At 47.8% G+C, this 18951-nt stretch carries 27 protein-coding genes, 1 tRNA gene and 1 pseudogene; 25 read left to right on the plus strand and 4 right to left on the minus strand.

The genetic code is table 11. The features are described 5' to 3' along the window. Positions 1-152: 152 nt before the first annotated feature. Positions 153-1190: an IS630 family transposase gene (locus XBJ1_RS08570; protein ID WP_041573280.1), complete on the plus strand. Its 1038-nt coding sequence runs from the start codon at positions 153-155 to the stop codon at positions 1188-1190. On the opposite strand, the gene XBJ1_RS21785 is transcribed toward XBJ1_RS08570, so the two are convergent. Next, positions 1187-1363 (minus strand): hypothetical protein, encoded by a 177-nt coding sequence (locus XBJ1_RS21785; protein WP_012988488.1) that lies wholly within the window; start codon positions 1361-1363, stop codon positions 1187-1189. The two genes, XBJ1_RS08570 and XBJ1_RS21785, sit on opposite strands and share 4 nt — an antisense overlap. 341 nt (positions 1364-1704) lie before the next feature. Continuing rightward, the gene (locus tag XBJ1_RS08575) at positions 1705-2334 is read right to left on the minus strand and encodes a helix-turn-helix domain-containing protein (protein ID WP_038198757.1); all 630 of its coding nucleotides are present in this window, start codon (positions 2332-2334) and stop codon (positions 1705-1707) included. 108 nt (positions 2335-2442) lie between these two features. On the opposite strand from XBJ1_RS08575, the gene XBJ1_RS08580 reads away from it, so the two are divergent. The 9 genes and pseudogenes from XBJ1_RS08580 (at position 2443) to XBJ1_RS08620 (ending at position 8202) form a co-directional block, all read left to right on the plus strand. After that, positions 2443-2643, plus strand: coding sequence for a helix-turn-helix domain-containing protein (locus XBJ1_RS08580; protein ID WP_012988490.1), 201 nt, complete (start codon positions 2443-2445; stop codon positions 2641-2643). Positions 2644-2805: 162 nt separating this feature from the next. Continuing rightward, positions 2806-3147: a hypothetical protein gene (locus tag XBJ1_RS08585; RefSeq protein ID WP_051874007.1), complete on the plus strand. Its 342-nt coding sequence runs from the start codon at positions 2806-2808 to the stop codon at positions 3145-3147. A 173-nt stretch (positions 3148-3320) separates the two neighbouring features. After that, positions 3321-4151, plus strand: coding sequence for a hypothetical protein (locus tag XBJ1_RS08590; RefSeq protein WP_012988493.1), 831 nt, complete (start codon positions 3321-3323; stop codon positions 4149-4151). Continuing rightward, on the plus strand, positions 4151-4351 hold the full coding sequence (locus XBJ1_RS08595; RefSeq protein ID WP_012988494.1) for a hypothetical protein: 201 nt from the start codon (positions 4151-4153) through the stop codon (positions 4349-4351). Before XBJ1_RS08590 ends, XBJ1_RS08595 begins: the two co-directional genes overlap by 1 nt. 11 nt (positions 4352-4362) lie before the next feature. After that, positions 4363-5343: pseudogene (locus tag XBJ1_RS08600) on the plus strand (DEAD/DEAH box helicase); the annotation flags it as partial. A gap of 88 nt (positions 5344-5431) precedes the next feature. After that, a complete protein-coding gene (locus XBJ1_RS08605; RefSeq protein ID WP_012988496.1) occupies positions 5432-6022 on the plus strand; it encodes an HNH endonuclease in 591 nt (196 codons plus the stop codon). Next, a complete protein-coding gene (locus XBJ1_RS08610) occupies positions 6015-6806 on the plus strand; it encodes a hypothetical protein (RefSeq protein ID WP_012988497.1) in 792 nt (263 codons plus the stop codon). Before XBJ1_RS08605 ends, XBJ1_RS08610 begins: the two co-directional genes overlap by 8 nt. Beyond that, positions 6803-7783 carry a DUF7146 domain-containing protein gene (locus XBJ1_RS08615; RefSeq protein WP_012988498.1) on the plus strand — a complete coding sequence of 327 codons (981 nt, stop codon included), beginning with the start codon at positions 6803-6805 and terminating at the stop codon, positions 7781-7783. Before XBJ1_RS08610 ends, XBJ1_RS08615 begins: the two co-directional genes overlap by 4 nt. Further along, positions 7783-8202, plus strand: a complete 420-nt coding sequence (locus XBJ1_RS08620) for an antiterminator Q family protein (RefSeq protein WP_012988499.1) — start codon at positions 7783-7785, stop codon at positions 8200-8202. The genes XBJ1_RS08615 and XBJ1_RS08620 overlap by 1 nt, the downstream gene beginning before the upstream one ends. Before the next feature lie 117 nt (positions 8203-8319). Here the strand turns inward: XBJ1_RS08620 and XBJ1_RS08625 are convergent, their stop codons facing one another. After that, positions 8320-8514, minus strand: coding sequence for a hypothetical protein (locus tag XBJ1_RS08625; RefSeq protein WP_012988500.1), 195 nt, complete (start codon positions 8512-8514; stop codon positions 8320-8322). 237 nt (positions 8515-8751) lie between these two features. On the opposite strand from XBJ1_RS08625, the gene XBJ1_RS08630 reads away from it, so the two are divergent. The 3 genes from XBJ1_RS08630 (at position 8752) to XBJ1_RS21790 (ending at position 9443) form a co-directional block, all read left to right on the plus strand. Continuing rightward, positions 8752-8827, plus strand: a tRNA-Phe gene (locus XBJ1_RS08630). A 59-nt stretch (positions 8828-8886) separates the two neighbouring features. Continuing rightward, positions 8887-9150, plus strand: coding sequence for a hypothetical protein (locus XBJ1_RS08635; protein ID WP_012987282.1), 264 nt, complete (start codon positions 8887-8889; stop codon positions 9148-9150). A gap of 134 nt (positions 9151-9284) precedes the next feature. Then, positions 9285-9443, plus strand: a complete 159-nt coding sequence (locus XBJ1_RS21790; RefSeq protein ID WP_158304279.1) for a hypothetical protein — start codon at positions 9285-9287, stop codon at positions 9441-9443. Here XBJ1_RS21790 and XBJ1_RS08640 read toward each other — a convergent pair. Then, positions 9418-9654 carry a hypothetical protein gene (locus tag XBJ1_RS08640; protein ID WP_012987279.1) on the minus strand — a complete coding sequence of 79 codons (237 nt, stop codon included), beginning with the start codon at positions 9652-9654 and terminating at the stop codon, positions 9418-9420. The two genes, XBJ1_RS21790 and XBJ1_RS08640, sit on opposite strands and share 26 nt — an antisense overlap. A 161-nt stretch (positions 9655-9815) precedes the next feature. Between XBJ1_RS08640 and XBJ1_RS08645 the strand changes: the two genes are divergently transcribed. The 12 genes from XBJ1_RS08645 to XBJ1_RS08700 all read left to right on the plus strand — a co-directional run bounded on the left by XBJ1_RS08645 (position 9816) and on the right by XBJ1_RS08700 (position 18949). Continuing rightward, the gene (locus XBJ1_RS08645) at positions 9816-10136 is read left to right on the plus strand and encodes a phage holin, lambda family (RefSeq protein ID WP_173346393.1); all 321 of its coding nucleotides are present in this window, start codon (positions 9816-9818) and stop codon (positions 10134-10136) included. Further along, positions 10136-10537 (plus strand): structural protein, encoded by a 402-nt coding sequence (locus tag XBJ1_RS08650; RefSeq protein ID WP_012988501.1) that lies wholly within the window; start codon positions 10136-10138, stop codon positions 10535-10537. Before XBJ1_RS08645 ends, XBJ1_RS08650 begins: the two co-directional genes overlap by 1 nt. Next, positions 10534-11001 (plus strand): lysis protein, encoded by a 468-nt coding sequence (locus XBJ1_RS20745; protein WP_012988502.1) that lies wholly within the window; start codon positions 10534-10536, stop codon positions 10999-11001. The genes XBJ1_RS08650 and XBJ1_RS20745 overlap by 4 nt, the downstream gene beginning before the upstream one ends. Beyond that, a complete protein-coding gene (locus XBJ1_RS08660; RefSeq protein ID WP_012988503.1) occupies positions 10998-11222 on the plus strand; it encodes a hypothetical protein in 225 nt (74 codons plus the stop codon). The genes XBJ1_RS20745 and XBJ1_RS08660 overlap by 4 nt, the downstream gene beginning before the upstream one ends. Before the next feature lie 1128 nt (positions 11223-12350). Further along, positions 12351-12704, plus strand: coding sequence for a hypothetical protein (locus XBJ1_RS21795; RefSeq protein WP_012988505.1), 354 nt, complete (start codon positions 12351-12353; stop codon positions 12702-12704). A 4-nt stretch (positions 12705-12708) separates the two neighbouring features. Further along, positions 12709-13041, plus strand: a complete 333-nt coding sequence (locus tag XBJ1_RS08670) for an HNH endonuclease signature motif containing protein (protein ID WP_012988506.1) — start codon at positions 12709-12711, stop codon at positions 13039-13041. Between the two features lie 195 nt (positions 13042-13236). Beyond that, entirely contained in the window at positions 13237-13710 is a 474-nt protein-coding gene (locus XBJ1_RS08675) for a hypothetical protein (RefSeq protein WP_012988508.1), read from the plus strand. 9 nt (positions 13711-13719) lie between these two features. Further along, a complete protein-coding gene (locus XBJ1_RS08680) occupies positions 13720-15246 on the plus strand; it encodes a terminase large subunit (protein ID WP_012988509.1) in 1527 nt (508 codons plus the stop codon). Between the two features lie 45 nt (positions 15247-15291). Next, a complete protein-coding gene (locus tag XBJ1_RS08685) occupies positions 15292-16515 on the plus strand; it encodes a phage portal protein (RefSeq protein ID WP_012988510.1) in 1224 nt (407 codons plus the stop codon). Further along, a complete protein-coding gene (locus tag XBJ1_RS08690) occupies positions 16505-17356 on the plus strand; it encodes a head maturation protease, ClpP-related (protein ID WP_012988511.1) in 852 nt (283 codons plus the stop codon). The genes XBJ1_RS08685 and XBJ1_RS08690 overlap by 11 nt, the downstream gene beginning before the upstream one ends. A gap of 12 nt (positions 17357-17368) precedes the next feature. Then, positions 17369-18580: a phage major capsid protein gene (locus tag XBJ1_RS08695; RefSeq protein ID WP_012988512.1), complete on the plus strand. Its 1212-nt coding sequence runs from the start codon at positions 17369-17371 to the stop codon at positions 18578-18580. 48 nt (positions 18581-18628) lie between these two features. Next, positions 18629-18949, plus strand: a complete 321-nt coding sequence (locus XBJ1_RS08700; RefSeq protein ID WP_012988513.1) for a head-tail connector protein — start codon at positions 18629-18631, stop codon at positions 18947-18949. Positions 18950-18951 lie beyond the last annotated feature (2 nt).

Raw genomic sequence — 18951 nt, forward strand, 5'->3', positions numbered from 1 at the left:
AGCTGCATTAGATAAGCAGCAGTTATTGAAATTATCGTAATTTGGAGTGGTTTGGACTGAAACTGCTTTATTAACACGATCCATTGCTTTTCTATACCCGTCGTCATTGAAGATGCTTGATTTTTCATTTGTATCAGATCATGATTGCGCCCATGAAAATTAATCTAACAGATGCCCAAAAAGACGCCCTCGAATTGATGCATGATACGACTCGCGATGGACGAGTACGTGACCGCATCAAGGCCGTGCTTTTGGCCTCAGAAGGCTGGACTGCCCAGATGATTGCTCAGGCTTTGCGGATCCATGAAAGTACGGTGAGCCGCCATCTGAAAGATTACTTCTCTGAGGAAAAACTCGCCCCTGAAAATGGGGGCTCTGAAAGCCGTTTGTCTGCCGAACAAACAACAGAATTAGTTGAGTATCTGATGGCAAATTTGATGCACACTACCGCACAAATTGTGGCCTATGTTCGGGCACGATGGCAGGTGACTTTCACTGTCGCAGGAATGACGAAATGGCTTCACCGTCAAGGTTTCAGCTACAAGAAGCCAATGGGTGCTCCGCATAAATTTGATGCGGATAAACAGCAACAGTTTATTGAAACCTACAACGCGCTGAAAGAAGAATGTGGCCAGAATGCGCCTATTTTATTTATTGATGCGGTTCACCCGACCCTGTCCACAAAATTAAGTTATGGCTGGATGAAGAGCGGGCGGAAGCACGTCAAAGTGGTTGAAACCACAGGCAGTCGTACTCGACTCAACATCATGGGTGCCCTTAATTTACAACGGATTGAAGAGACTATTGTTCGTGAATATCCGACGATTAACGCGAAAAATGTCGTCCTTTTTTTCGGCTCAATCCGGGAAACCTATCCACTTTCGCAAAAAATCCACATTATTCTGGATGGTGCGGGTTATCACCGTTCCGGAGTCGTCCAATTTTTTGCCGAGGTTTTGAATATTGAGTTGCACTACCTGCCGCCTTACAGCCCTAATCTCAACCCGATTGAGCGATTATGGAAGTATGTGAATGAGCAGGTACGAAACAATGTCTATTTTCCGGATACCAAAACATTCCGTGAAACGCTGCGCCACTTTTTTCATGTCACATTGCCAGAAAAAGCGAAAGAACTCACCACTCGGTTGACTGATAACTTCCAGATTTTAAAACCCGCATCTTCAAGTTAATTGCGTATATTTAGTGATAATATTGGTCGTGTTGGTATTGTAATTTCTTCAGGATGGAGAGCAGTCTTTAATGCCATATTTATGGCTTCATCCTTGTTATACGCTTCTTGTTGCTCTTTTCTGCGCTCATGCCTTCTTTTTCTTGCATTGTTGTAGCCATGAAAGTTGTGCATATCATCTCCCTTTAGTTGATTTGTGATTGAGTAGTTTTCACGTCTCAGTCAGTAATCAACTGGTTAGAATGGTGCACTTTTTCAGCGCTGTCTGTTAAAGAGCGTACTGATATAACTTGGTATTGTTAATTATCGAATCATCCAGATCTTCTTACGCCACTGGCGGCTACTTCGTGGGCGTCCTGCCTGTTCGATGATTAGAATATACAATTAAAATTGTTTAATGACAACAACCAAAGCTGTATTTATTGTTATTTTTTTGTACCTTTTTGTATTTGTAAGAATTTTTAATAAAAAAACCCGCGCGGGGCGGGTTGAAAAAAGAGGAGGGCTAATAAAAATTATCGTTTTCTACGGTAAATTCGATGTTCAACCATTGTTCCTATAATGGTGATTTTTATCCGCTGATTATCTAAAATAGGATAATCATTATTTAATGGGATGAGTTCAAAGTGCTGTGTTCCATCAATATTTATAGTTATTGGCCTGTATTTTTTAAATGTTGCCTCCCGTTCATAGCTTGCTGCTACTACGAACTCTCCGGGATTGGGAGTAACTTCTGGATCGATAACAACAATATCACCAGCCTTAAAATCGGGTTCCATTGAGTCCCCGTCTATACGCAATGCAAATGCGCGTTCTGACCAATTCATATCGGTTATAATGTGTTTTAAGTCATCGTAGCCGCGCATAGGAAAGCCTCTCGCTATCTTCCCTGCCTGTACGTAACTTATTAACGGCACTTTTCGAATGTTTACATCACAAAGGGGCTGGAAATCACCACCTGTCATTAGCCATTCAGCATCGCATTTCAGGGCCTTGGCTATGCTTATTATATTCCGTGGCCTCAGAGTTTTCCCATCTTCAATGACGGCCCAAGATTGCTGACTAATGCCAGCAATCATAGCCGCCTCCGCTTGAGTTAACTTTAACTCAAACCTTCTGTTCTTGACTCTATCTGCAAGACTCATAACCTCTCCTTTAATTAAAGTAGGATTCTTACAACAAAAACTGTATTTGACAAACAGTATAATGTGTTATTAAATACAATCAAATTTGTATAAAGGAGATTTGCAAGGATGGAAACTATATCCAAGCGATTAAAAACCAAACGACATGAGCTGAATATGACTCAAGCTCAATTAGCTGAACTATCTGGAACAAGGCAACAATCAATTCAGCGAATTGAAGCTGGGATCACTAAACGCCCTAGATTTATTTTAGAAATTTCTAAAGCCTTAGATTGCGATCCATTATGGCTTCAATACGGCTCAAAATAATCGTTATTGCTCTTTAACATCTCTGTGCTGAAAAAGCACGTCTACAAAATCACCTATCTTAGGATAGATGACAATTCTGTATTTTTGTCAAACAAAATTTAACTTCGTAATTTTTGCGTATCGAACACGTCCGTTCGGCACGTAGAAAGGCCAATTCCAATCGTGAATATACATCCAATCCACAACGTAATAATGCCCGACGTTTACCAGTCGGGTGATGCCGAATTTATTCAAAAGATTCTATCCGCGATGAAACCAACCATGCGGGAGTATGCGAGAGATAAATACGCCTACGTCTACAAACTGCGGCGGGATGAAGATCCAGTGTCATTTCGCCGGGATAACACCGGGGCTAAGGCCGCTAACACATGGCTCAGGCTGTATTTCAAAAAGCATTACAGATCGATGCAAGGTTATACAGAAGCGCCGTTGTTAGCCCCGAAAGCACAGCCAGAGGACAAGCCCAATTCAGGAGTTGTTTCAGGGCAAGGAGCCAGCCAGTAGCACCGAAAATGGCTGTGTCTTCTGGCTGTGGAACGGAGCTTAGGGGATCACTAGGGCTGAGTATGAAAAAACAGCCAAGTGAGAATGATTATCAAAGTGGGGAAAAGCCAAAAAACTGGCAGTCACGAAAAGTACTAAATATGTACCCCCCTATTTTTTTTGGATAAATAAGAATGAATCTCATTAAAAAAGCAGAAAAAATTATTGCAAGACGCAAGCAATTGATCGCTTGGAAACCAGCAAAAGCCGTTGCCGCACTGGTGAAAATCGGAATGAGCGAGAGCGAAGCAAAGGAGTTTGTGAATAAAAACTCACCGGAAAGGAAGCCACACAAGCCACACAAACCACACAACAGCCACGCAAAACCCGTGAATCTGGAAGCATTGAGCACTCACTACATCGTGGTTGGTGATTACGATTTGCTAGGCCTGAAACATCAGGATGCACTGATTGCCGCTATCCGAAACGGCAAAGGGAAGAGTTCATGGCGTGATGAATCAATGGCGGTAACCCTGTTCGGATTAGTCAAAGCGTATCCGATCATCACCACAGCCGAAGTAAACAAATTCCTCAACCGTGGCGCATTCATCGACAGCATTCCACTGTTCATTGACGGGGAGATGATAGGAGGTGAAGCGATGCCGTCAGCAGATAACGACAGCGTGAAAGACGTTTTTCGTGCGGTTAAGCAACTGAAAAAAATCACTGAACACTTAGCGGATACTGGCGCATTAACTCTCAATAAATACCTTGATCGCGTACCGACTGACGAAGACGTCAAGCGCGCCGTTGGCATTGTCGCACCGGCAATAACAAACCCGCACTTCCATAAAATCGATTATGCGCGCCAGTACAGCAATATGCCTGCACACGAGCACGCCGAAGACAGCAAGCGGATTATCAATGAGTGGAAAAACGAACTGAAAATCAAAGGAGGCAAGAAACCGAACAGCAAAACTTTGGCGAGTACGACTGATTCGGATCTTGCGGAGGAGGCGAAATAATGAACACTTCATCTCAAAAAGATTATGGCACTAATACCGACTTATTCGCAACTTTATGTGGATCTCAGCAACTTGTTGATGTTGCCATCACCCTGATTCGGGAAGGCCGGAATCTTGAAGCAGAGAGCATATTGCGCAGAGCGAATGTTGTTTCTGTATCCGCCATCGAGAATCATAAAGCCGCTTTATTGGGCAAATAAGGGGCGACTGAATGCTAACCATTACCCCCAACTTTGCACAGGAACGCGCTTTAAACATGCTGCGTCAGGACTGGAAGCGCTTCAATTCTTTTATGGTGTATGCCCCGACAGGCGCAGGTAAAACCGGATTATCTGCCTTCATCACAGACGGTTTTATATCCAAGGGGATGAAGGTCATGATGATCTGCCCGTTCACCGTCCTGATCAACCAGACTGCCCAGCGCTTTATTGAGTATGGCTTGCCGGAGGATGAAATCGCCTATATCTGGCGTGACCACCCCAATCAAGACCCGTCAAAGCTGATTCAGATTGCGTCGGCTGACACGCTGATCCGCCGTGACTTTCCCGAAGACATTAACTTGCTGGTGATTGATGAAGCGCACCTGAAACGCAAAAAGATACTGACAGAGATTACGCGGTTGACCTCTGAAACAGATTGCAAGGTTATCGGATTATCCGGCACACCTTTCTCGCCGTTCCTCGGTCACTATTATCAGAAGCTGATAAAGCCCACCACGATAAAAGAGTTAATCCAGCGTGGCGACCTGAGTCCTTACGAGTTTTACGCTCCCACCAAGCCCGATTTAAGCAAGGTGAAGTCTGCCCGCAATGACGACTACGGCAGCGATTACAAGGAAGACGAGATAGCCGAAATCATGTGCGGGGCTGATCTGGTCGGGGATGTGGTCAGTAGCTGGCTCAAGCTGGGCGAAAATCAGCCTACTATCTGCTTCTGTGTCAATGTCAGCCACGCCAACTTTATCACGGTCGAATTCAATCGCGCCGGGGTGAATGCTGAAATCATGACGGCCAACACGCCCCACGATGAACGGGATTTGATCATCCATCGGTTTGAGCAGGGTGCAACAAAAATCATCGTCAATATTGGCGTTCTCGTGGCAGGTTTTGACAGTGATGTCCGCTGCATTATCTACGCCCGTCCCACCAAGTCGGAAATCCGTTGGTTGCAGTCAATCGGCAGATCGCTGCGTCCAGTCGATAACTTTTCAAAACTGTATACCGAATACCTTTCCAAAAGAAGCAGCTTACTTGCAGGCAGGGAAATCAAGGAGGCTAATCATGGAATTTAAAAAAGCCTTCTCGTGGCGTTCTGATGACATGCCCGAAACCACTGAGGCCGTTGTGTATGTATCCAGATGCGGCTCGGTGGTTAAAGCGGGTAGTTATCGTCTTTGGAACAAAAAGAATCAGTCCTATTCAGTTCGGAAGGAGCGGATATACCGACAATCAACCAACAGAGGCAAGGATGCGAAATCAAAAAACACCCGTTACGGTAAATATCAGCATGTTTGCATTAGGGATCGCTCGTATCAGGTACATCGCTTAGTTGCATTGGCTTGGATACCGAACCCCGACAATAAACCTCAGGTTAATCATACCAATGGAATGAAGTCGGACAATCGTGTCGAAAATCTTGAGTGGGTCACTAATTTAGAAAACAGGCGTCACTCAGGAGAGAAGTTATTCAGAAATATACCTCATGGTGAGCAGGTAGGAACAGCCAAGTTAACTGCTAAAGACGTCATTGAAATAAGAGAAAGGTTAAAAACTCCCTATAAGGGGCTTTGCCGTGACTTAGCCGCTGAGTTTGGTGTTGTCGCATCAACTATTACATGGATTAAACAAGGTGAGGTCTGGAAACATGTTTAGAGTCTTGTTCAAAACGGCCTGTAAAGATGATATCGAGCATGTACGCGACATCATCATGAACCTTCACCAAGATAATGGTGACACTATTATTGTTTCTGACAATGACTTACCAGCAGACATTGTTATCAATGTACCCAAAGTTCAGAAGAAAGCGGCCATCATTCTGGATCACTCCGGCTCTGTGCACCGTCTCGGCTACCCCGATGATATCGAATACGACGAACTGCCCAGCAAGAATGACGGCATGAAATCCAGTTCCAGCTACCGTGAGCAGGAGAAGCGGGAGAAGTTACCGAAAGAATGCTCCTCCTGTCATTACATGAAGCCAGCAGGGGTCTATGTCTGCCCCAAGTGTGGCTTTAAGCCATTGGTGGGTGAAAACATTGATGTCGATACCAGCCGCACCATCCAGAAACTCAGTAAGAAAGAGCGTATCTACACCCAAGCCGAAAAGCAAAGTTTCTACTCGCAGTTGAAGTATTACCAGAACCAGCGCGCCTCACAGGGTAAGACCATCAGTGACGGTTGGGTATCCAACACCTTTAAAGACAAGTTCGACGTTTGGCCTCGCGGTCTCCATGACACCCCACAAGAGATGACCCCCGAAGTCAGTAATTTCATCAAGCACAAACAAATTGCCTTCGCGAAATCCCGCAAGAAAGCGGAACAGGTGCAACCGCCCAGCAACGAGCAGCAGGAAATGCGTCTTGAGGTTGCTCACCAAAAAGTGCGCGATATCCGTGAAAAATTAGGCAGATCATCACATCAGGGAGACAGGCTGTGAACAGAATAAATACGACCGATGCCGTTATTGGCCACTGGCCTAAAGTTTTCGAATACTACGGTTTACCGCCCGTGACAGGCAAGAAGCACTTTAAAGGAAAGTGTCCGATATGTAAGCAGATAGGCAAGTTTCGCATTGATGATCGTGACGGACGCGGAACATTCATCTGTACCTGCAATGCCGGGGACGGCTGGGCACTGCTCAGGTTGACGCAGAAAAAAGAATTTAAGGTGCTGGCGGATGAGATTGATCAGCTATTGGGTATTCAGCGCGATAAGGTCACACCCAAACCTAAAGCAAGCACGGTTGCAGATAACCGCCAAAAGATAATCACCCTTTACTCACGCATGCCGGAACTGAAAGGCACCTCAGCGGAAAAATACCTTCAAAGCCGGGAGATTTACAGCCATCACCCCATTGAGCAAATCCGCTTCTGTGAAAAGCAGCCGACCTATAAAGGGGATTATCAGGCGATGTGGGCATTAGCGACAGACTCACGCGGTCAATTGTGTTACCTGCACCGAACCTATCTGGACGGGGATCGGAAAGCGCCTTTAGATGTGACCAAGAAGATGATGTCGCTACAGGAAGCCAGTTATCTGGCGCACGCCGAATCGGTGGCTATCAGGATGTCGCCTGTGGATTCAACGCTGGGCATCGCTGAGGGCATCGAGACGGCACTGTCCTGCAAGCAACTTTATGGTGTGAATACGTGGGCAGTGCTGAATACGGCATTAATGAAGCGCTTTAAGGCTCCCCGTGGCGTTAAGCATTTAATCATTTTTACAGATATGGACTGGAACGCCGCAGGCCATGCTGCCGCGATGGAGTGCGCACATAAAAATTTATTGAGTCATAACGAGGTAGAAAAGGTCAGTGTTCGCTGGCCTGACCGTGACGATTTTAACGACATGCTCCAGAACGCGGACGAAGTCCGGCAGTTGGTATTTATGAAAAAACAGCGGGAGACAGCATAATGCGTGATATTCAGATGGTATTAGAGCGCTGGGGGGCGTGGGCGGCTGATAACAGAGAGGATGTTAACTGGCCGTCTATTGCGGCGGGGTTTAAAGGGCTGATCCCCAGTAAAATCAAATCTCGGGTGCAGTGTTGCGATGATGACGCAATCATTATTTCCAACTGCATGGCAAAGTTGAACCAAAAAAATAGCGATGCGCATGATTTACTGTTCGACTATTACGTATTCGGTAAAACGTTCATGCAATTAGCACGTGATCATAATTGTTCTGATGGGCACATCGGGAAGAAGTTACAAAAATCTGAGGGGATGATTGAGGGAATGCTGATGATGTTAGATATTCCATTGGAGATGGATAAATGCGTCCAAAAAGAACCAATAAATATTAACCAGCATCAGTTGTGTAGTATTTTCTGAAAATAACTTTACGTACGTAAAAATAGTGTTATTGTGATAAGAGTGAAAGCAATGTCACACAGCTTATAGAATCAACAAGCCTCGCCCAGTGCGGGGCTTTTTGCTATCTACTCGTAGTCAATTTTCATTTTTATTCATCAGTAATTTCAGCGCGTCATTGAATGTTTCGCATCGTTCATCATAGACGCCGCGATATTCGGCGTTAAAAATATCCGACATCGCCTCGCCGATAGTCGTTTTATAAATCGGTGTGTTGTCATCCAATAACTGACAGATAGCGCGTCCAATCAGGGTGTATGCGTTCGTGTTCATGATAAACCTCGGTGATTAAAAATTAACCTCACTAATTTGATCCTCGATGATTAATTTATCAATACCGGATAATTGATCGGGGTCGGACAGCACCTTATATCACTGTAAAATCAATTGGTTAAATATTATTTCGGGTGATATGAGCAGCACCTTGATCCCCATGGATAACTCAACCTGTCGGTGAGACTGACTAGTTCAAATTCAGGGCTGCGCTCCGGTGTGGCCTTTTTTGTATCTGGAACTTTGGCGTAGAGGGTTCGCGCGGATGCCTGAAGAGCATCAGGACTCGGTTCGATTCCGAGAGGTTCCACCAAATTATCGAAGGTCACTTAGGTGGCCTTTTTTGTTACCTACGCAATGAGGAAATTAACCATGTACGCATTAAAGCTAATCACAGAAAGAAACGGTCGTTCAGTAGAAGAGTCATGGATCTTGGGAGACATGTATCGTCTGGAGTTTTTCCCGAAAGATGTCGCTGATAATGTTATTGCCCGTGTCGAGCATAGCCAGAACGGCAATCTGATTAATCACGACATCAAAAAAACAGACCAAGCCTACATTACCACTCTGACGGGTGACACTGTTCGCACGGTCTGTCGAGGCCGAAGTGGACTTGTAGCTGGTTCCATACAGTAACCAATACAGAGCGTCTATATTTGGGCGCTCGATATTGCTTATTATCTAATTTGCCGCCGCAATCACTCCCAGTACCTCCGTACCTCCGTATCTCCTATTGCGGTCGGCATCCTATTAACTCACTCGTGAGGTGAATGATGGAAAATCGTATTGAAGAACTGGAAAGAAAGGTTGTTGGGTTGGAAAAACAGCTCGTTGAAAAAAATAAATCTGCGAGCTGTATAATTGAAAATGATATGGCTATTCTGCGTAAATGTGATGGAAGGATTATTTTTCGCTTAGGGAAAATTTAGTTATTTGTCCAACTAAGGCTATTGACTCTCGACTTGTTCCATCTTCATTGTTTTCTAAAACCTTATCGAACAATTTATAGAGCTGATCCAATTTTTCAGGCTCTTTGTTTGTGACCATCCCGGCCAAAATAGTGAACAGTACTGGAACTGCATAAGTCATATCTTCTAGATTAATTTCGTCAACTTTGATTTTTTCAAATTCGTAGCTCATTTTTTATCCTTCACAGAGGTAATCAGCCATCCCTCTATTGATTAGTTAATGTTTGGCTGATCTAACAACATACCTTAAGTATCAACTTATTACTTTTAACTAACTCACAGGGGCGACCATAGCTCACCCCACGGACGCCCATTGTTCAAATGGGGTGGAATATGAAGATGAAAGAAAATCCTGATGTATGGGCTGAGCTGCTCAATGGCCTGCAAAATTCGTGGCCGCAGATATCCGGCTCTGTTTTGGCAATAGCTATCTGTTATGGCCGCCTGATTTATGACGGCGTGGAACGCAAGAACCGTTGGGTCGAAGCGCTGCTCTGTGGTGCCTTGTCATGGAGCGTGTCCAGTGGCTTAGAGATGTTTGGCGTTCCCAGTAGTTTCGCGCCGGCAATCGGGGGTGTCATTGGTTTTATTGGCGTTGAAAAAATACGTGAGTTTGCTATCCGTGCCATCAATAAACGGTTGGGAGATAAATAATGACCAGAGGCATTCGTAATAACAATCCCGGCAACATTGACCACAACTCAGCGAATAAGTGGCAGGGTCAATTGCCTCACGACCCGAAGATTGAATCTCGGTTTTGTCGGTTTGAATCACCAGAGTATGGTATTCGGGCACTGATGAAGCTGTTGTGCAATTACCACAAAAAAGGCTATCAGACCGTCGCGAAGATGATAGACCGCTGGGCACCCACTAACGAAAATAACACTTCGGCTTATATCAATGGTGTGGCCAAGGCGTTAGGTGTCGATCCTCATCAGGTGATGACTGTCGATAAAGTGACGTTGATTGGATTGGCCAAGTCCATCATCCGGCACGAGAACGGCAAGCAACCGTATTCAGAGGCAACGTTTGAGAAAGCGTTTGAGCTTTTATGAAGTGGAAAGTTAAAGCTGTTTCAGTGGTAGTCGGTATCGTTCTGATTGGTTCGGCTGCATATTCCATCTATTCAGTGTATGTGGAAAATGGACGGCTCACAGATGAGAAAAAGTCACTGACTACTCAGCTATCAGAGAAAAACGCCATCATCACCAACCAGCAAGCACGAATCCAAAACCTTGCAGAGCTGGAGACCAAACACATTCAGGAACTCGACAATGCCAAATCTGAAATTGATACTCTTCGGGCTGATGTTGCCGCTGGCCGTCGCAAGTTGCGCATCAAAGCCATCTGTCCCTCCGTGCCTAACACCGTTGCCTCCAGCAGCATGGGCGATGCAACCACCGTCGAACTCTCTGGAGAAACTGGATCAACTGTTCTCGATATCCGAGAAAGCATCATCAACGACCTCGCAAAATTAAGATATTTGCAGGATTACATAAAAACGGAGTGTTCCCGATGAGTATGACATTAGGACAAAAATTGGTAGGTATTAGCTTTAACCCAGGCGGTAATATTCTGGTTGATGCGGTAAAACAGAATGCCGCTGACACAATTGATTTAATTCAAGACAGCATGCAGAAAGCGACATCAGAAGAAGCGCTGATGATTCACAACGAAGCGGTGCGTCGCATTATGGACGCCCAGATGTGGGCAGTAAAAGCGATCACGTGGAAAGACTGACATAAATAAACAGCCACCCCAGAGCAAATGAGACTGGGGTGATGTGGTATGATTTTGTCCAGAAGGCGAAGGGGCAGATTCAGATAAGTATTAAAGAAAATCATCATCATCTATATCTAACCGGGGTAATGCCTCAGACGAAGAATTTCTTCTCAGGAATTCTGCGGTAGGGCTAACCGATCGCGATCGAACTGGATGCCCTATTGGTGAAGTTGTGCGCACTGAAGGTGGTGACAGTGGAGTTTGTGGCCTCGGAGCACCCGGTGGTTGTATAGATAGTGGCGCTCGTTCATAAGGATAAGGAGATACACTTCTTTGTCGTACATTCAAACCAGATGGTTCGGGCGGGGAAGGGCTATTTTCTAATAGAGAGCGTAATGTTGAAAATCTTTCTTGAGTAGCCGGTTGCTGATATGGGGTAGGATGTTGTGATGTCGAAGGAGTTAGCTCCCTAACAGGACCACCAGATTGTGCAGCAGGTATGAGGTGCGGGGCTCTTTGTCGTCTATCTGGTTCTTGCATACTTTGACGCATACGAGCAAAAGTTGCGCTGTTATCGACATTAGATGGTGATGCACCTCTTTGTTTTAGCGAAGATGTGAATGTGTTAGGGGGCTGCGTATTCAAACCAGAAGTGCTGGGTTGATAGTTTTGGACAGGAATCGGAGTATTATACTCGCGGTTCATATTATGCATGCGGCTCAGATGACTTTTTAAGTTGTCCTTCCGAGTACTCGTGTATTCGCAAATATCACACTGAAAAGGCTTCTCTCCTATATGGGCTCGCATATGCCTTTTTAAGTTGTCCTCCCGAGGACTCGTGTATTCGCAAATATCACACTGAAAAGGCTTCTCTCCTGTATGGGCTCGCATATGCCTCTCTAACTTAGCTGGCTTCCAAAACTTTTGAAGGCAAATGGGGCAGGTATACATAAGAACCTCCAATAAATAATATATTTGCAATAATCCATACCCCCATCTTTCCTCAATAACAAACGAATAATAATTAACAGTTAGTTACTCTCTGAAACTAAAGCCAATATTCCTTTACCCATTCCCTTGAGTGGTTAAAGGAATACCCCATGCCATCAGTTAACGCTGGTGGTTTTTCTTTTTGGAGAACAGAACATGACACAGAGTACCCTAACACATACCTTCATCATTGATTTCAAGTGTGACACTGACACACTGAACCAACTTAAATCACAGTTGAAAAATATTGCTGAACAAGTGGGTCGCATTAACGGTCGTCGCTATGACGCAGGTATAACACTGGCAGTAGATACAGGTGCTAAGGCTCGAATTGCTGCCGATAGCTTCAAGGTCTTCGATGTAACCGGAAAGGTTTACATGAAAGAGGCGGTCATACCCCAAGCGGTAATAAAGGATAACGACGATCACCTCCGTCAGATAATCCGTGAAGAGATACGCCAGTTCGTCACCCGTGAGAGACGAGGCGGCGGTCTGTTCTACAAGAGGTAATGCCATGTCCCAAATCTACAACAGCAAATGGAGTAAGGCACGGCTGGCGTTCTTGCAACAACATCCCTTATGTGTGATGTGCCGTCAGCAGGGCAAGTTAGCCCCGGCTACTGTGGTCGATCATATCGTCCCGCATAAACTTAAGGATGCGATTAATGCCAATGATAGCGAGGCCATTAAAATCGCACGGCGTTTGTTCTGGGGTAAGGCGAACTGGCAGTCACTGTGCGCCTCACATCACAACTCGACTAAGCAACGTATTGAGAAGTGCAATCGAGAGATTGGCTGCGATATCAACGGCATCCCGATAGATGATCATTCACACTGGAATAAATGACGGAATAAAATTTATATCAACCGGAATGAAAACAAATGCAATGACTTTATGCGTAATGATAACTAGGGTGATTATAAAGTTCCATCCAGAAAGTATTAGACCGCCGCTATCCCTCAACGATATCGCTAACGCAGTTTTTTAACAAAAAAGGTCAAAAAAGGCCACAAACAGCTTGACATTAACAGGAGGCTGTAAATGACAAAACGCACGCGTTCAGACAGCCTCAAAGGCAAGATGCAGGCGATTGTCAACGCATTTCAGGACACCCTCGAACCGCCGGCGCACGCAGGCTTAATGCCGGAAGCCATCGACTTTTACAATGACAACATTCGCACAAAAGCGCTCAATCTCTGGACACCTTCCGACCTGATTGAAGTGGTCAGTCTGGCGAATAACCAATATGCCCTGATGGAAGTCAGTCACTACCTGCGCAAGCTGGAGTCGGATTACTCCGAGACCCGTGACGAAAAGGCGATCAAGGAAAACCGCAAGTACAAACTCGAATTAACCCGCGTGATTATTGCCCAGCGCTCCGGTCTGCAAATCCATTCACGCGCCACCAATGGCGAAAGCCGTGACCAGCGCAACAAGAATCAAAACGATGCCGACGCCCGCGCCTTGCTGGGCGAAGTTGAGGACGATGGCTTGCTGGCGTCGCCCTGGCACTAAGGAGAAAGGATGGTCAGTCAATTATCGCGCGGTGAGAAGGTCATCGCGTTTATCGAGCGTTATTGCATTGTGCCAGAAGGGGTGCTGCTGGGGCAGCCCATGCGGTTAGAGGCGTTCCAGAAACAATTTATCCGGGATATCTACGACAATCCCCACGGCACGCGCACCGCGTACTTATCGATTGCCCGCAAGAATGGCAAAACGGGATTGATTGCCGGCATTCTGTTGGCCCATCTGGTCGGCACTGAGGCGGTGCAGAATTCCCAAATCGTAAGCGGTGCCATGAGCCGGGAACAGGCGGCCATTGTGTTTAATCTGGCGGTGAAGATGATTAACCTGAACCCCCGGTTGCAGCAGCTTATTCACATTATCCCCAGCAGCAAGCGGCTGATCGGCAAACCCTGCAATGTTGAATACAAGGCACTGTCCGCCGATGGTAAAACGACACACGGGCTGTCACCGGTGCTGGCGATACTGGATGAAGTCGGGCAGGTGAAAGGGGCGCAAAACGATTTTATCGACGCTATCACGACCTCGCAGGGGGCGCATGAAAACCCGCTGTTGGTCGCTATCAGTACGCAGGCACCCACGGATGCCGATTTACTCAGTATCTGGCTGGATGATGCGGCAAACTCCAACGACCCCAAAATCGTTTCACACGTTTACACGGCACCGATGGATTTAGCCATTACCGATCCGGCGGCATGGCGGGCGGCTAACCCGGCGCTGGATACCTTCCGATCACTGAAAGATATTGAGGAACACGCCAAACGTGCCGCGCGGATGCCGTCACAAGAAAACAGCTTCCGTAACCTGATGCTGAATCAGCGGGTATCACTGGTGTCGCCGTTCATTTCCCGCAATACATGGATGGAATGCGCCGGGGAACTGGAGCCTATCGTCGGCAAATGTTACGCCGGGCTGGATTTGTCGGCAGCCAAAGATCTCACGGCACTGGTGATTATCGGCAAATCGGCGTCGGGTAAATGGAATGTTCACCCGTTCTTCTGGACACCGGACAAGACGCTGCTGGATCGGGCGAAAACTGACCGCGTGCCTTACGACGTATGGAAAAAACAAGGCTTTTTGCGCACCACGCCGGGGGCGACCGTGGACTATGAGTATATTGCAAAAGAACTCGCTGACATTGTGGAAAACTTCGACATTGAAATACTCCACTTTGATCGTTGGCGGATAGAGATATTTAAGAAGGAAGTCAGGCGGGCTGGCTTGTCCCTGAAAATGGCCGAATTTGGACAGGGCTATAAGGACATGTCCCCCGCCATGGATAAAACAGAACAGCTATTACTGGAAGGGCAGGTAAACCACGCTAATCATCCCGTGTTAACCATGTGTGCCGCGAATGCGGTGGTTGAGCGGGATGCGGCCGGCAACCGGAAACTCGCGAAAGACAAATCCACGGGGCGCATGGATGGCATGGTGGCGCTGGTGATGGCAGCAGGTGCATTAAACAATGCGAAAGGTTCATCGGGGCTGGATGCGTTCCTCCAGAACCCAATCATGGTGGGGGTATAAGTGGCGAAAAAGATAGGCAGAATTAAAGGTACCCTCCTGAGCTGGATGGGGGTTCCCATTGGTTTACTGGATGGGAGTTTCTGGCAGGAATGGACAGGGATGAGCAGCAGCGGCAAAACGGTCAGTGCGGACAGCGCCCTGCAATTATCCACGGTGTGGGCCTGCGTCCGGTTGCTGAGTGAAACCGTATCAACGCTGCCGCTCAAGCTGTACAAATCCCATGATGACGGCTCCCGTGAACTGGCGAAAAACCATCCGGTTTACCCCATTCTGTGCAACCGCCCTAATCTGGAGATGACCCAATCCCGGTTTATGTTAACGGTGGTCGCCAGTCTCTGTTTGCGCGGCAACGCCTTTATCGAAAAGAAGTTCATCGGTCATAAACTGGTGGCGCTGATCCCACTGCTGCCGCAAAACATGAACATTAAACGCTTGCCGGGCGGTGATATTGAATACACCTACGCCGACAATAGCGGGGAACATCAGGGCAGGCGTCGGGTTATCCCCGTCAAAAACATGATGCACATTCGTGGGTTCGGTATCGACGGGTTGAGCGGATTGATCCCGGTGAAAACCGGGCGTGATGTGATTGGCGCGGCGTTATCCACAGATGAGGCGGCGGCCAAAGTTTTCGAAAACGGACTGCAAAGCTCTGGCTTTATTTCTGCGTCTGCAAATACCGATTTAACCGAAGAGCAAATTAACGGCATTCGGCAACACATTCAGGCGTTCGTGGGGTCAAAAAACGCCGGGAAAATGATGGTGCTGCCGGGGGATTTGACGTACCAGAACATCACGATGAACCCGGAGGCGGCACAGTTGTTACAAAGTCGCGCCTACAATGTGGAAGAAATTTGCCGCTGGTTTCGGGTGCCACCGGTGATGGTGGGACACGCCACAAAACAATCCAGCTGGGCATCGTCACTGGAGGGGATGAACATGCAGTTCCTGACCCACACGCTCAGGCCGTTGCTGGTCAATATCGAGCAGGAAATCGCGCGGTGTCTGCTGGATTCTGACAGCGATTATTACGCTGAATTCAACGTGGAGGGGCTGCTGCGTGCAGACAGCAGAGGGCGGGCTTCGTACTACGCCACGGCATTACAAAATGCATGGATGAGCCGCAACGAGGTCAGGCGCAAAGAGAATTTACCGCCAATTGAGGGCGGGGACGTTTTCACCGTACAGCTGAACCTGACACCGATAGATCTGTTAGGGGAGGAGGTGGAGAAAAAATTACCGCCAGAGGATAACAACCATGAAGATTAAACACATGCCTGTCGCACCGGAGGGCAGGCCATTTAACGCGACCGTTAACGATATCCGACCGCTGGCGCTCGACAAATGGAATGGGGGGATCAGAGCGACGAGTACGGATAACACCCTCTCTATTCTCGATGTGATTGGTGAGAGTTTTTGGGACGAGGGCGTCACGGCCAAACGGATAGCGGGCGCATTACGGGCAATGGGTGATCAGGACGTCATTGTCAATATTAACAGTCCGGGTGGGGATGTGTTTGAGGGTATCGCCATTTACAACCTGTTGCGCAACCATAGCGGGCAGGTCACGGTTAACGTGCTGGGGCTGGCCGCATCCGCCGCCTCAGTGATTGCGATGGCCGGGGATGAAATTAACATGGGACGCGGGGCGTTCCTGATGATCCATAACGCCTGGACCTGTTGTTGCGGCAATAAAAATGAACTGGTTGCGGTCGCTGAGGCACTCAGGCCGTTTGATGATTCATTGATTGATATCTATGCCGCACGCACCGGTATCGACAAGGCCAGTATTGCCCAAATGATGGACGATGAAACGTTTATCAACCACACCGAGGCCATCGCGCAGGGATTTGCTGACGGGTTGTTAACCGCCGACGTGATTGACGACGGCAACGACAGCCCGCAAGCCGCCTTGCGCAAACTGGATGCCCTGCTGGCTAAATCCCATGTCCCCCGCGCAGAGCGCAGAAAACTGTTCAATGCGTTAAACGGGCGCACGCCGGGCGCTGCGTCTCACAATCACGGTATGCCGGGCGCTACCGATATCAATATTGACACTTTAGCCGAACTGGAAAAGACGATAAACGCCTTTGCACCGGCACACCCATAATCTGGAGAATGTATGTCTGATACCAATGAATTACTGAAAAACCTGTCTGCCAAAATCGAAGCGGCTAACAGCCAGTTCAATGCCAAAGCCGAAGAAGCCCTGAATGAAGCGAAGAAAGTCGGCGGACTGTCCACGGAAACCAAGGCGGCGGTGGACAAGATGGCGGCGGAACTGAATACGCTGCGTGAAGCGGAGAAATCCATCAAGGCGGAATTAGGCGAGCTGCAACAGCATGTTGCACAAATGCCCCTGCACAATGCAGTGCAGGTTGTGCAGACGCTGGGCCAGCAGGTGATTTCTGCTGAACTGATGAAAGAGGTGAGCGGCAATATTTCTGCCAACCGCCGCATTTCCGTGCCGGTACAAGCGGCCTTGACAACCCCGCAAGTGCCTGACCGGGTGATCGAGCCGCACCGTCTGCCGGAAATTGACGTGAAACCCAAACATCGCCTGTTTATCCGCGATTTGATTGCCGGCGGGACAACCACGTCTAACGCGATTTTCTGGGTGCAGCAAACTGGGTTTACCAATAAAGCCGCTGCCGTACCGGAAGGTACCGCGAAGCCCTACAGTGATATTCAGTTTGCGACGCAAATCACTCCGGTAGCCACGCTGGCGCACATGTTCAAGGCCTCCAAGCAGGTACTGGACGATTTCGGACAGTTGAAATCCCTGATTGACAGCGAAATGCGCTACGGCTTGAAATTTGTTGAAGAACAACAAATCCTGTTCGGTGACGGGGCGAACGGCAATATCAAGGGCATTGTGCCGCAGGCCAGCAAGTACAAAGCGGAAATCAAGGTCGACAAGGCGACCGCGATTGACGATATCCGTCTGGCGATGTTGCAGGCGCAGTTAGCCCTGCTGCCGCCGTCGGCCATCGTGACCCACTTTGTGGACTGGGCGACGGTGGAATTAATCAAGGACAGTCTCGGCCGTTACCTGCTATCCAACCCCCAAGGCTATACCTCGCCGACGTTGTGGGGACTGCCGGTTATTGCCACGGATGTGGCGGCGTTCCGCGGTAAGTTTCTGGTGGGCGCGTTCGATTCTGCTGCCCAGATTTTTGACCGTGAACAGGTGAACGTCGTGATTTCCAGCGAAAACGAGGACGATTTCGGCAAAAACATGATCTCCATTCGTTGTGAAGAGCGTCTGGCGCTGGCAGTCAAACGCCCGGAAGCTTTCATTTACGGTGACTTCACCGCAACGGCCAAAGGTTAATCATATTCAGCGGCTGTCACAGGCCGCTTTTTTGATAACAGGTGACGCATGATACCTCTCCCAACAATCAAAGATCATTGCCGGATAGACTCACCCCATGATGATGACCTGCTCCGGCAATATGAAAACGCCGCCCTGCAATATGCCCTGAATTATACCGACAGAAAAACCCTGCATGTGCCGGAAGCCGGGGTGATCCCGCCGGAGTCTCAGGCGCTGATATTGGATGAGGCGGTTATTCAGGCCATTTTACTGCTGATCGGTCACTGGTATGAGAACCGCACGGCCGTGGTTGTGGGGCAGTCAGTGGCCACCCTGCCATTTGCCGTGAAAGCCCTGCTGCAACCCTATAAACGCTACTGTCTGTGAGG

The sequence above is a fragment of the Xenorhabdus bovienii SS-2004 genome, from assembly GCF_000027225.1.
Taxonomy (GTDB): domain Bacteria; phylum Pseudomonadota; class Gammaproteobacteria; order Enterobacterales; family Enterobacteriaceae; genus Xenorhabdus; species Xenorhabdus bovienii_C.

Coding starts and splice junctions, on each gene's coding strand:
- XBJ1_RS08675 (WP_012988508.1), top strand. CDS start 13,237: ATGACAAAACGCACGCGTTCAGACAGCCTCAAAGGCAAGATGCAGGCG.
- XBJ1_RS08595 (WP_012988494.1), top strand. CDS start 4,151: ATGAACACTTCATCTCAAAAAGATTATGGCACTAATACCGACTTATTC.
- XBJ1_RS08685 (WP_012988510.1), top strand. CDS start 15,292: ATGGGGGTTCCCATTGGTTTACTGGATGGGAGTTTCTGGCAGGAATGG.
- XBJ1_RS20745 (WP_012988502.1), top strand. CDS start 10,534: ATGAAGTGGAAAGTTAAAGCTGTTTCAGTGGTAGTCGGTATCGTTCTG.
- XBJ1_RS21790 (WP_158304279.1), top strand. CDS start 9,285: ATGATGGAAAATCGTATTGAAGAACTGGAAAGAAAGGTTGTTGGGTTG.
- XBJ1_RS08670 (WP_012988506.1), top strand. CDS start 12,709: ATGTCCCAAATCTACAACAGCAAATGGAGTAAGGCACGGCTGGCGTTC.
- XBJ1_RS08580 (WP_012988490.1), top strand. CDS start 2,443: ATGGAAACTATATCCAAGCGATTAAAAACCAAACGACATGAGCTGAAT.
- XBJ1_RS08635 (WP_012987282.1), top strand. CDS start 8,887: ATGTACGCATTAAAGCTAATCACAGAAAGAAACGGTCGTTCAGTAGAA.
- XBJ1_RS08610 (WP_012988497.1), top strand. CDS start 6,015: ATGTTTAGAGTCTTGTTCAAAACGGCCTGTAAAGATGATATCGAGCAT.
- XBJ1_RS21785 (WP_012988488.1), bottom strand. CDS start 1,363: ATGCACAACTTTCATGGCTACAACAATGCAAGAAAAAGAAGGCATGAG.
- XBJ1_RS08605 (WP_012988496.1), top strand. CDS start 5,432: ATGGAATTTAAAAAAGCCTTCTCGTGGCGTTCTGATGACATGCCCGAA.
- XBJ1_RS08650 (WP_012988501.1), top strand. CDS start 10,136: ATGACCAGAGGCATTCGTAATAACAATCCCGGCAACATTGACCACAAC.
- XBJ1_RS08690 (WP_012988511.1), top strand. CDS start 16,505: ATGAAGATTAAACACATGCCTGTCGCACCGGAGGGCAGGCCATTTAAC.
- XBJ1_RS08620 (WP_012988499.1), top strand. CDS start 7,783: ATGCGTGATATTCAGATGGTATTAGAGCGCTGGGGGGCGTGGGCGGCT.
- XBJ1_RS08680 (WP_012988509.1), top strand. CDS start 13,720: ATGGTCAGTCAATTATCGCGCGGTGAGAAGGTCATCGCGTTTATCGAG.
- XBJ1_RS08660 (WP_012988503.1), top strand. CDS start 10,998: ATGAGTATGACATTAGGACAAAAATTGGTAGGTATTAGCTTTAACCCA.
- XBJ1_RS21795 (WP_012988505.1), top strand. CDS start 12,351: ATGACACAGAGTACCCTAACACATACCTTCATCATTGATTTCAAGTGT.
- XBJ1_RS08590 (WP_012988493.1), top strand. CDS start 3,321: ATGAATCTCATTAAAAAAGCAGAAAAAATTATTGCAAGACGCAAGCAA.
- XBJ1_RS08640 (WP_012987279.1), bottom strand. CDS start 9,654: ATGAGCTACGAATTTGAAAAAATCAAAGTTGACGAAATTAATCTAGAA.
- XBJ1_RS08570 (WP_041573280.1), top strand. CDS start 153: ATGAAAATTAATCTAACAGATGCCCAAAAAGACGCCCTCGAATTGATG.
- XBJ1_RS08645 (WP_173346393.1), top strand. CDS start 9,816: ATGAAGATGAAAGAAAATCCTGATGTATGGGCTGAGCTGCTCAATGGC.
- XBJ1_RS08625 (WP_012988500.1), bottom strand. CDS start 8,514: ATGAACACGAACGCATACACCCTGATTGGACGCGCTATCTGTCAGTTA.
- XBJ1_RS08700 (WP_012988513.1), top strand. CDS start 18,629: ATGATACCTCTCCCAACAATCAAAGATCATTGCCGGATAGACTCACCC.
- XBJ1_RS08575 (WP_038198757.1), bottom strand. CDS start 2,334: ATGAGTCTTGCAGATAGAGTCAAGAACAGAAGGTTTGAGTTAAAGTTA.
- XBJ1_RS08695 (WP_012988512.1), top strand. CDS start 17,369: ATGTCTGATACCAATGAATTACTGAAAAACCTGTCTGCCAAAATCGAA.